General features: G+C 61.3%; 6 protein-coding genes. 4 read left to right on the top strand and 2 right to left on the bottom strand.

All coding sequences use genetic code 11. The features are described from left to right. Positions 1-86 precede the first annotated feature (86 nt). Positions 87-257 (bottom strand): hypothetical protein, encoded by a 171-nt coding sequence (locus tag AC05K6_RS10085; protein ID WP_476728463.1) that lies wholly within the window; start codon positions 255-257, stop codon positions 87-89. 487 nt (positions 258-744) lie between these two features. Between AC05K6_RS10085 and AC05K6_RS10080 the strand changes: the two genes are divergently transcribed. After that, entirely contained in the window at positions 745-1,413 is a 669-nt protein-coding gene (locus AC05K6_RS10080) for a DNA-3-methyladenine glycosylase I (RefSeq protein WP_473964071.1), read from the top strand. Between the two features lie 8 nt (positions 1,414-1,421). Here AC05K6_RS10080 and AC05K6_RS10075 read toward each other — a convergent pair whose 3' ends face one another. Beyond that, positions 1,422-3,758, bottom strand: coding sequence for a 2,4-dienoyl-CoA reductase FMN-binding domain-containing protein (locus AC05K6_RS10075; RefSeq protein ID WP_476728462.1), 2,337 nt, complete (start codon positions 3,756-3,758; stop codon positions 1,422-1,424). 352 nt (positions 3,759-4,110) lie between these two features. On the opposite strand from AC05K6_RS10075, the gene gltB reads away from it, so the two are divergent. The 3 genes from gltB to AC05K6_RS10060 are packed head-to-tail and all read left to right on the top strand — an operon-like array spanning position 4,111 to position 10,949. Further along, complete coding sequence (gene gltB / locus AC05K6_RS10070; RefSeq protein ID WP_476728461.1) at positions 4,111-8,718, top strand: glutamate synthase large subunit; 4,608 nt, start codon at positions 4,111-4,113, stop codon at positions 8,716-8,718. Next, the gene (locus tag AC05K6_RS10065) at positions 8,719-10,257 is read left to right on the top strand and encodes a glutamate synthase subunit beta (RefSeq protein WP_448307958.1); all 1,539 of its coding nucleotides are present in this window, start codon (positions 8,719-8,721) and stop codon (positions 10,255-10,257) included. Further along, positions 10,254-10,949, top strand: a complete 696-nt coding sequence (locus AC05K6_RS10060) for a LysE family translocator (RefSeq protein WP_293791679.1) — start codon at positions 10,254-10,256, stop codon at positions 10,947-10,949. The genes AC05K6_RS10065 and AC05K6_RS10060 overlap by 4 nt, the downstream gene beginning before the upstream one ends. Positions 10,950-10,952: the final 3 nt, after the last annotated feature.

The following is a 10,952-nucleotide window of genomic DNA, read 5'->3' as shown; positions in this document are numbered from 1 at the left end:
CACAAATGTGGCCGGAGGTGCGGGATGGTGTGGGTAATAGCTTTCGGGGAGCTATTCTTTGGTGATTTGTGGTGTGTGGTCTGGGGTTATGGTGGCATGCGGACACACTTTTCTTTACTTAACCCGTCCTTTTTGTTGATCTTCACGGCGGGTGCGCCCGATGCGTCTACGAAGCCGCCGTGCTGGACAGAGACAGCTCGTAGCGTGCCAGTATCGCGTTGCTGGTCTGCGTTACCAGCGTCGGTATGGCGTTCCATCGTTTCCTCCGGTTTTAGTATCCATGTGGTCGTGCGGCGTTAAAGCGGCAGAGTTCCAGGCTCTACTTCTGTGGTGTGAGCCGCGCGAGACCTCTGCGAGATACATGCAGGACTGTGTGGAGTCCTACAAGTACCTAAAAAGCGAGGAGGGGTAGCAGTCGAAAATTTTGGGTTGCTTTAAGTTTAGTATCACTGTCTCAACCTGCCGGAACTATCCCCGTTCCTGGGGGTGTAATGCCAGGTACGGATATCGTGTTCCACCCCCAAATAAGGGTTATTCACAGTCTGGGGAAATGTGGATAACCTCACCCTGTGGGAGGGGTGGAAGCCAGCTCGCACAGAGCCTGTTCCGAGATTGAATTACAGTGATGAATGTCTGTCAGCGTTGAATTTTTACCAGCGCTCCAAGGCGCACAGCAAATCACTTGCCACATACTTCCCACCCCCAAGATCGCCTTGTTCGAGAAGGGGATCCGAAAGGAATTTAATGGACGGTACACGCCAGCTCCTGACGACCAGCACTGGTCAGCTTGTGGACGAATCCGGCGTTGCGCGCCCACCATGGGCGTATCGCAGCGAGATTGAGATGGATTACTACGACAACGAGTGGGGTCGCCCGGTCATCACCGAACACGGTCTGCTGGAGCGTATCGCCCTCGAAGGTTTTCAATCCGGACTGTCCTGGGCCACGATCCTTCGCAAGCGCCGGGATTTTCGCTCTGTGTTCTTTCTTTTTGACGCCCAGCGTATCGCTGAAATGAGTGAGCCCCAACGCCGTGCCGCCCTGCAGGACGAGCGTTTGATCCGGAATGCCCGCAAGCACGAGGCTCTATATGAAAACGCCCGGGCGACGATGGAGCTCCGGCGTGCGGAAGAGTATCAGGTGCTACCGGAAGACTCCCCGGCGCGGGAGGTGCTGGGCGGTGCAGCAAATAGACTAGCTCCTGGCCTCCCGGTGCTGATGTGGTCATTTACCCCAGCCGAGCACACGCGGCCACGGACGTTGGACGAGATTCCCTCGACATCGCCAGAGTCTAAGGCGCTAGCAAAGGAGCTCAAGCGTCGCGGTTTCCAATATGTGGGCCCCACGACGTGCTATGCAACGATGCAGGCGATTGGCATGGTTGATGACCGGGTGATGGAGCCGGAAAGCTAGCCCGGCAGCTAAATGCGAGCCGCTAGTTCCACCGCTTGGCGGATGGCACGCTTGGCGTCAAGCTCCGCGGCAACATCTGCACCACCGATGATGTGAACATTCGAAGCGCCTTCTTGTTCGGCGCCCTCCGGACGGATGGATTCCTGTCCCGTACAGAGCACGACGGTGTCCACGTTGATCACTCGCTGCTCGCGGTTTTCCTTGGTCTCGCGTTCGATCTGCTCCAGAAGTTCCTGCTTTTCCGCACGATCCAGGGTGCGGCCCTCGAAGGTGCCAGATTTAACCTGCTTGATCTTCTTTAGAGTGACCTGCGGATCCTCCACTGGCACGGTGATGTGCAGACCCTCGGAATCAATCTTTTCGTAGGTTACGCCCACGATCTGTTCCGTTCCACCCATAGCAACCGTTGCACGGTGGACCCAGCCGGTGGTCTTGCCCAGCGATCGGCCCATGCGGGTCGGCTTTCGCTGCAGCATTACAACTCGGCGTTGCGGGCGTTCAGGCTTGGGGGTGGAGAGGTTGCCGTGGACATCCGAGGCCTCGACCACGCCCCACTGGCTGTTCCAGGAGTTCAACGTCTGCGGGGTGCCCTGGCGATCCTCTAGTAGGAACTCCGCCACGTCGTAACCGATGCCTCCTGCGCCGATTACGGCTACGTATTCACCGGGGGTCTTTTCACAGGAGATCAACTCGGCGTAAGTCGCGACGGTCACGCCGTCGATCTTGCCCTCCAAGCCTTCAGTCACGCCTGGGAACTCCGGAATACGCGGACGCACGCCGGTGGCCACAACAATCTCCTCAAAGCCTTCGTCCTGCAGTTCCCTAGGGGTGACGGCCTTGCCAGTGGAGATGTTTACCTTCAGACCCTCGAGGCGGTTGACGACTGCATACAGAGCCTGAACGAACTCCTCCTTTCCGGGCACGCGCATTGCCAGGTTGAACTGGCCACCCAGAGTGTCCGCAGCCTCGAAGACGGTGACGTCGTGCCCGCGCAGTGCAAGCGCTTCCGCGGCAAAGAGGCCGGCCACGCCGCCACCAATAACACCGACTTTCTTGGAGCCCTGTGCAGGAAGTAGTTCCAGCTCAGTCTCGTAGGCTGCCCGTGGGTTAACCAGGCAGGTTGCCCGCTGATTGCCGAAGGTATGGTCCAAGCAGGCCTGGTTGCAGGCAATGCAGTGGTTGATCTCGGTATTTAGCCCGCGTGCGGCGCGGTTAACAAACTCCGGATCTGCCAGCAGGGGACGAGCCATTGACACCAAATCGGCCTGCGGGGCGCCAGCTGGCTGGCCATCGCCACCGTCCCAGGAGCCATCCAAAATGGCCTCGGCAACTTCCGGAGTATTAATGCGGTTAGAAGCCACAACCGGGATGTCCACGTGGTCGCGCACTTTCTGCGTGGCCCAGGCGAAAGCACCACGCGGCACGGAGGTAACGATCGTAGGGATCTGTGCCTCGTGCCAGCCCACGCCGGAACTCAGCATATCCGCGCCGGCCTCTTCGATCTTCTTCGCCAGCTGCAGAATCTCCTCTTGGCTCTGGCCTCCCTCGACCAGCTCCAACACGGAGATGCGGTAATCGATAACGAAGTCCTCCGGCACCTTCGCACGGGTGGCTTTGATGATTTCCACGGGGAAGCGCTGGCGGTTCTCCACCGAACCACCCCACTCGTCAGTGCGCTGATTCGTACGCTCTGCCAGGAATTGGTTAATGAGGTAGCCCTCGGAGCCCATAACCTGCACGCCGTCATAGCCTGCGTCGGCTGCGAGGGCGGCGGAGGTGGCGTAGGCGTCAATAAGCTTCTCGACCTCTTCTGCCGTCATCTCCCGGGCGGGAAAGGGGCTAATCGGCGACTGAGAGGCAGAGGCCGACTGCGCCATCGGGTGATAACCGTATCGGCCTGCATGTAGGAGCTGCAGCAGAATCTTCGCGCCACCGGCGTGTACGGCGTCAGTGATTTCGCGGTGGGCAGCGGCAATGTCCGGGGTGTTGAACGGGGTGCCATAGGGGGTCAGATTGCCTTCCATGACCGGCGGGTAGCCACCGGTCACCATTGCTGCGACACCGCCTTCGGCGCGGGCGGCGTAGAAGGCGGCGAGTTTCGGGACGTCTTCGATGGAGTCTTCCAGTCCGGTATGCATGGAGCCCATGACGACGCGGTTGCGGAAGGTGGTCTTGCCGACCTGGATAGGGGAGAGGAGGGTCTTATACGCCGTAGCCGGATCTTCGACCGGGGTGGCGGTGAGGCTTGTTGCCCCCGGAGCCGTAGAAAGGGGCAGAAGGGTACGGACAGAAGAGTCGGCAGAAGCTGTGTCAGCAGTGTTGTTCGTGGAAGGCTGGTTCGTCATGGGGGCAATTATCTCTAACAAAGCAAAAAGTTGTGGGGCTTTTTGAGAAACCAAGACCATACAGCCCATGCGGGCTAAAGTATGTATCAAAATGTGAGTAATGTAACTCAATCATCGCTGTTCAGAGTGGTTTCGGTCACAAAGAGCTGGGAGGCTAGGAAGAGTTAGGCAAACCTAATTTTGTCTGCTCGCACCGCACGGTGCACTCTAGATAACCCATGACGAAACGATGTGATCGGAACTACAGCTGATTTCTGACGGAGACCCACGTCACCAACAGAACTGCGAACCGATTGCAACTTTATTCGCATATGCAACTGCAGTACCTGTGACGAGAGTTAGGCCGTAAATCATGAAAAACTACCCTGCACGCCAGGGTCTTTACGACCCCCAGTTTGAGCATGATGCGTGTGGTGTCGCCTTTGTGGCTGACATGCACGGCCGCGCGACACGCGACATTGTGGACAAGGGCATTCAGGCCCTTGTGAACCTGGACCACCGCGGAGCAGCCGGAGCGGAGAAGAATACCGGCGACGGCGCCGGCATCCTTATCCAAATCCCCGACCGCTTTTACCGAGAGGAAATGGCCAAGCAGGACATCACCCTGCCGCCCGCCGGTCAGTACGCCACCGGCATCGCCTTCCTCCCGAACTCCCGCATGGCCGCACTCGACGCAGTGCGCGCTGTGGAAGCCATCGTGGAAGAAGAGGGCTTGAACCTTATCGGATGGCGCGATGTCCCCGTCGACGATTCGAGTCTGGGCGCAATTGCACGCGATGCTGAACCGCTGTTCCACCAGCTCTTTATCTCTGGTGTTGACGCCGACGGTTCGCCCCTGGAAGGGCTTGAACTCGACCGTCGCGCTTTCTTCGTCCGCAAGCGTGCAGAGCGTGAGCTCGGCAGCAAGGGGCCAGGCGAAGGCTCCGGTGGAGATACCGTCTACTTCCCCTCTTTGTCCGCACGCACGGTTGTTTACAAGGGCATGCTGACCACCCCGCAGCTGCGGGAGTTCTACCTGGATCTGCAGGACGAAAGAATGGAGTCCGCACTGGCAATCGTGCACTCCCGCTTCTCCACCAACACCTTCCCGTCCTGGCCGCTGGCGCACCCGTACCGTCTGGTTGCTCACAACGGTGAGATCAACACCGTGCGGGGTAACGAGAACTGGATGCGCGCCCGCGAATCCCAGCTGCGTTCGGAGGTACTGGGCGACCTGGATCGCGTACTGCCCATCTGTGATCCGGAAGGTTCGGATACCGGACGCTTCGACGAAGCCCTAGAGCTGCTGCACCTGGCCGGTCGCAGCCTGCCCCACGCCGTATTGATGATGGTGCCGCAGGCTTGGGAGCGTAACCCGCACATCGACCCGCAGGTTCGCGCGTTCTACGAGTACCACTCCAGCTTTATGGAGGCCTGGGACGGCCCCGCTGCTATTACCTTCACCGACGGCACCCTCATCGGCGCCACCCTGGATCGCAATGGCCTGCGTCCGGGACGCATCTGGATCACCAAGGACGGCCTCGTCGTCATGGCGTCGGAAGCAGGTGTGCTGGACATTCCGGACAGCGAGATCATCAAGCGCACCCGTGTCGAACCGGGCAAGATGTTCTTGGTCGACACCGTCCGCGGCTGCGTGGTCGAGGATGAGGAAATCAAGCAGGCTCTGGCGAACCAGCCTTACCAGCAGTGGGTAGAGGAAAACCTGGTTCACGAGTCTGACCTGCCTCAGGCTGAGCCGATCGACATGAACCACGAGCGAATCGTGCTGCGCCAGCGCGTCTTCGGCTACACCGAAGAGGATCTGCAGACCCTGCTCCTGCCAATGGCCGCCAAGGGTGCCGAAGGCATCGGCTCCATGGGTACCGATACCCCCATTGCTGCCCTGTCCAACCGCCCGCGCCTGCTGTTCGACTTCTTCTCCCAGCGTTTCGCACAGGTGACGAATCCGCCGCTGGATAGCTACCGCGAGAAGATGGTCACCAGCATGTTCACCCAGTTGGGTGCGCAGGCGGATGTTCTTAACCCCGGTCCTGACGCTGCCCGCCGGATCCACCTGGACAGCCCGATTCTGGGTAACCAGACGCTGGCTAACCTGGCGCATGCTGCGGACAACGCGGAGGCTGCCAGCAAAGGCGTGGATCTCAGCGCCTTCAAGGCCGTCCGCATCCCGGGGCTGTACTCCGTGGCACACGGCGGTAAGGGTTTGCGCGAGGCTATCAAGCGGGTACGTCGTCAGGTCACCGACGCCATCAACGATGGCGCGACCATCCTGATCCTCTCCGACCGCGAATCCGATGAGCGCTACGCACCGATTCCGTCGCTGCTGCTGGCCAGCGCCGTGCACCACCACATGGTGCAGGAGAAGACCCGCACCCGAGCATCTCTGGTGATTGAGTCCGGTGGGGCTCGCGAGGTGCACCACCTGGCCATGCTCATCAACTTCGGTGCGGATGCCGTCAACCCGTACATGGCGCTCGAGACTGTACATGAGATGGCGAACAACGGACGAGTGGGCGTCAGTGCTGAAGAGGCCGAAGAAAACTACATCAACGCCGCAACCACCGGTATCCAAAAGGTCATGTCCAAGATGGGCATTGCGACGGTAGCAAGTTACCGCGGCTCGCAGCTGGCCGACGTGGTCGGACTGCACCAGAACCTGCTGGACGAGTACTTCGTCGGAGCATTTAGCCCGATCTCCGGCATCGGCCTGGATGAGATCGCCGACGACGTGGCAAAGCGCCACCGCGAGGCCTTCCTGCCTCGCCCTGAGGAGCAGGCACACCGCGAGCTGGAGATCGGTGGTGAGTACAAGTGGCGCCGCGAGGGCGAATACCACCTGTTCAACCCGGAGACCGTGTTCAAGCTGCAGCACGCAACCCGCACTGGTCAATACCGTATCTTCAAGGAATACACCGAGAAGGTCGACAAGCAGTCCGAGCGCCTGGCTACACTGCGCGGCCTGTTCAAGTTCAAGTCGAACCGCCCCTCTATCCCGATTGAGGAAGTCGAACCGGTCAGCGAGATCGTGAAGCGCTTCGCCACCGGTGCGATGTCCTACGGCTCCATCTCCGCCGAAGCGCACGAGACCCTGGCGATTGCGATGAACCGCCTGAAGGGCATGTCGAACTCCGGCGAGGGTGGCGAGGACCCAGCGCGCTTCGAGCCGGAACCGAATGGCGATTGGAAGCGCTCCGCGATCAAGCAGGTGGCCTCCGGCCGCTTTGGCGTGACCAGCCACTACCTCAACAACTGCACGGATATCCAGATCAAGATGGCCCAGGGCGCCAAGCCGGGTGAGGGTGGCCAGCTGCCACCGGGCAAGGTGTACCCCTGGATCGCCGAAGTGCGCGTGACCACGCCGGGCGTGGGACTCATCTCCCCGCCGCCGCACCACGACATTTACTCCATCGAGGACTTGGCTCAGCTGATCCACGATCTGAAGAACGCCAACCCGGATGCGCGTATCCATGTCAAGCTCGTCGCTGAGCAGGGCGTGGGCACCGTCGCCGCCGGTGTGTCGAAGGCACACGCGGACGTGGTGCTGATCTCCGGCCACGATGGTGGTACCGGTGCCTCCCCGCTGACCTCCCTGAAGCACGCAGGTGGCCCGTGGGAGCTGGGTCTTGCCGAGACTCAGCAGACCTTGTTGATGAATGGTTTGCGCGACCGTATCACCGTGCAGTGTGATGGCCAGCTAAAGACTGGTCGCGACGTGATGGTGGCAGCCCTGCTGGGCGCCGAGGAGTTTGGCTTCGCGACCGCCCCGCTGGTGGTATCCGGTTGCATCATGATGCGCGTCTGCCACCTGGACACCTGCCCGGTAGGCGTGGCCACCCAGAACCCGGAGCTGCGCAAGCGCTACACCGGCCAGGCAGAGCACGTGGTGAACTTCTTCAAGTTCATCGCCGAGGAGGTACGTGAATACCTCGCCGAGCTGGGCTTCCGCACCCTAGAAGAGGCTGTGGGTCACTCCGAGTGTCTCACCGGCGGCAGCATGGAGGTTGAGCACAAGACCGCGGGCAAGCTGGACTTGGAGCCGATCTTCGCCCAGCCCGAAAGCCCCTTCATGCACCAGGACCTGCACCGCACCAAGGATCAGGATCACTCGCTGGATAAGGCACTGGACAACCAGATCCGCAAGGACGCGGAGGATACGATTCGCCGCGCCGTCGCGGGCGAGGATGCCTCCATCGAACTCAGCTACCCGATCACCAACGTCAACCGCACCGTCGGCACCATGACCGGCTCGCTGATCTCCCGCGTAGCGGGCCGTGATGGATTGCCACAGGACACCGTGAACCTGCAGTTCACCGGATCCGCCGGTAACTCCTTCGGTGCCTTCGCCACGCACGGCATGACGCTGACCCTAAACGGTGACGCCAACGACTACGTCGGCAAGGGTCTGTCCGGCGGTCGCATCGTCATCCGCCCGGCGGCAGAGGCCGCAGCCGAGGACATCACCACCGATGTCATCGCCGGCAACGTGCTGGGCTTCGGCGGTGTGCAGGGTGAGATGTTCATCCGCGGTACCGTCGGCGAGCGCTTCTGCGTCCGTAACTCGGGCCTCACCGCCGTCGTCGAAGGCGTGGGCAACCACGGCTGCGAGTACATGACGGGTGGTCGCGTGATCATCCTGGGCAAGATCGGCAACAACTTCGCAGCCGGTATGTCCGGTGGTATCGCCTACCTATTGGATGACGGTAGTGGCGTCACAGACAGAATCAACACCGAGCTCGTAGACATCGAAAAGATCACCGACGAGGAAGAACTGCGATGGGTCGAACAGACGATCCAGACTCACCGCGACCTGACTGGGTCTACCGTGGAGGTCAACGCCGCGGACCTGATCAAGGTCATGCCCCGCGACTACGCGCGCGTGCTCAAGACGATCGCGCGCGCCGAAGCTGAGGGGCTCGACAAGGACGGCATCGCCGCCGCAATCATGGAGGAAGTGAACTAAATGGCTGATCCACGCGGATTTCTTAAGCACCGCCGCGAATCGGCGGCACACCGACCCGTCCCGCTGCGTCTGTTGGACTGGAACGAAGTCTACGAGGACTTCTCCGACGACAAGGTGCAGACCCAAGCCAGCCGCTGCATGGACTGCGGCATCCCGTTCTGCCACGATGGTTGCCCGTTGGGCAATATCATCCCCGAGTGGAATGACCTGGTGCGCAAGGGCAATTGGCGCGAGGCCTACGACCGCCTGCACGCTACCAATAACTTCCCGGAGTTCACTGGCCGCCTGTGCCCCGCGCCCTGCGAAGGTGCATGTGTGCTGGGCATCGGCGACGACCCGGTGAATATCAAGACGGTTGAGTTCACCATCGTCGAGCACGCCTGGAAGGAGGGCTGGATCAAGCCGATCAAGCCCAGCTTCAAGACCGGCCAGCGTGTGGCTGTAGTTGGCTCCGGTCCTTCCGGCTTGGCTGCCGCCCAGCAGCTGACCCGCGCAGGTCACGATGTCACCGTCTTCGAGCGTGCCGACCGTATTGGTGGCCTGATGCGCTACGGCGTGCCCGAGTACAAGATGGAAAAGAAGTGGATCGACCGCCGCCTGGAGCAGATGGAAGCTGAGGGCACGAAGTTCGTCGTGAACACGTCGCCCACCGGCGAGGAGCTCAAGGAGTTCGACGGCGTGATTGTCGCCATCGGCTCCACCGTGGGCCGCGACCTGCCGGTGACCGGCCGGGACCTGAAGGGCGTCTACCAGGCAATGGAGTACCTGCCAGAGGCCAACAAGGTCTGTGAAGGCGACCGCGAGGAGTCCACCATCAACGCAAAGGGCAAGCGCGTGGTCATCATCGGCGGTGGCGATACCGGTACCGACTGCTTCGGTACCGCCCTGCGCCAGGGTGCCATTGAGGTCTCCCAGTTCGATATCACCCCGAAGCCGCCGAAGACCCGTGGTGCCTCCACCCCGTGGCCGACCTATCCGCGTATCTGGCGCGTGGCGTCTGCCCACGAAGAGGGCGAATACCGCGTGACCGGCAACGAGTCCGCAGACGAGATCGCCGCCCTGGGCCTGGCCGAGCGCCAGCCAGGCGACGAACTTGGCATCCGCCGTTACTCCATCAACACCGTCGAGATCACCGGCGATGGCGAGAAGGTCACCGGCCTGAAGGGCGCCGAATGCCGCTTCGGAGAAAATGGCCTGGAGAACATCCCGGAGTCTGACTTTGAGATGGATGCGGACCTGGTGCTGCTGGCAATGGGGTTTGTCTCCGTCGAAGAGACCCCGGTTGTTAAGGACCTGGGGCTGAAGGTCAACGACCGTGGGCGCCTGGAGCGCGATGGCACCTTCCGTGCTCAGACCACCAACGCGGAGTTCGCGGACATCCCGGTATTCGTCGCCGGCGATGCGGGCCGTGGCCAGTCGCTGATCGTCTGGGGCATCTCCGAGGGCCGTTCCGCCGCTGCGGAACTAGACCGCGTGCTGATGGGCGAAACCGCACTGCCGCGCCCGATCAACCCGACTGACGTGGCGATGCAGGCTTGAGCCTTGCCGCTTATCTAGGGCTGCTCGGTGCCTGGGTGCTGGCCATTACTGTGCCAGGCCCGGACACCGTGCAGCTCATTCGTTTAGGTGCCCGGTCGCGCCGCTCGGCGGTGTTCGCCGCCCTGGGGATCTGTACGGGCAATGTGCTGTGGCCCGTGGTGACGATGCTGGGCCTGGCTGCGTTGATCGCCGCCTTCCCGTGGATGCTGACCGCGTTGTACCTGTTCGGCGGCTGTTTCCTGGTGTACATGGGCCAAGGTGCCTTCCGTTCCGGCCATGCGGACTGGCGCAGCCGTGCGGCACTACCTGCTGTCTCTTCTTATGACGCCCCCACCGGGGAGTCCGGTGACCGTGGACCGCAGGGTACTGCGCTGGCGCCGCTGGGGGATTTTGCCTCCTGGCGCCTGGGTTTGGCAACGAACCTATCCAACCCCAAGGCGTTGCTGTTCTTCGGCTCGGTGTTCGCGCAGTTTATCCCCGTAGAAGCTACGCTGTTGGATCGATTGATCGTGCTGGTGCTGATGACTCTTGTGGGTCTGCTGTGGTTTTGTGGCTTTGCTTTAGCGGTGGCCGCAGGGGCAGAGAAGATCCAGCGCATAAATCCATTCATCGAGATGGTGGCCGGGGTTTTGTTTATGGTGTTGGGCGCGTTCCTAGCCTTGGAGGGCGTGCGCCTGCTGGTGGGGGTCTAAAGG

The sequence above is a fragment of the Corynebacterium sp. TUM25020 genome, from assembly GCF_056388495.1.
Note: the sequence above shows the minus strand (reverse complement) of the source record. Positions and strands in the feature narration are given on the sequence as shown.

Coding starts and splice junctions, on each gene's coding strand:
- AC05K6_RS10085 (WP_476728463.1), bottom strand. CDS start 257: ATGGAACGCCATACCGACGCTGGTAACGCAGACCAGCAACGCGATACT.
- AC05K6_RS10080 (WP_473964071.1), top strand. CDS start 745: ATGGACGGTACACGCCAGCTCCTGACGACCAGCACTGGTCAGCTTGTG.
- AC05K6_RS10075 (WP_476728462.1), bottom strand. CDS start 3,758: ATGACGAACCAGCCTTCCACGAACAACACTGCTGACACAGCTTCTGCC.
- gltB (WP_476728461.1), top strand. CDS start 4,111: ATGAAAAACTACCCTGCACGCCAGGGTCTTTACGACCCCCAGTTTGAG.
- AC05K6_RS10065 (WP_448307958.1), top strand. CDS start 8,719: ATGGCTGATCCACGCGGATTTCTTAAGCACCGCCGCGAATCGGCGGCA.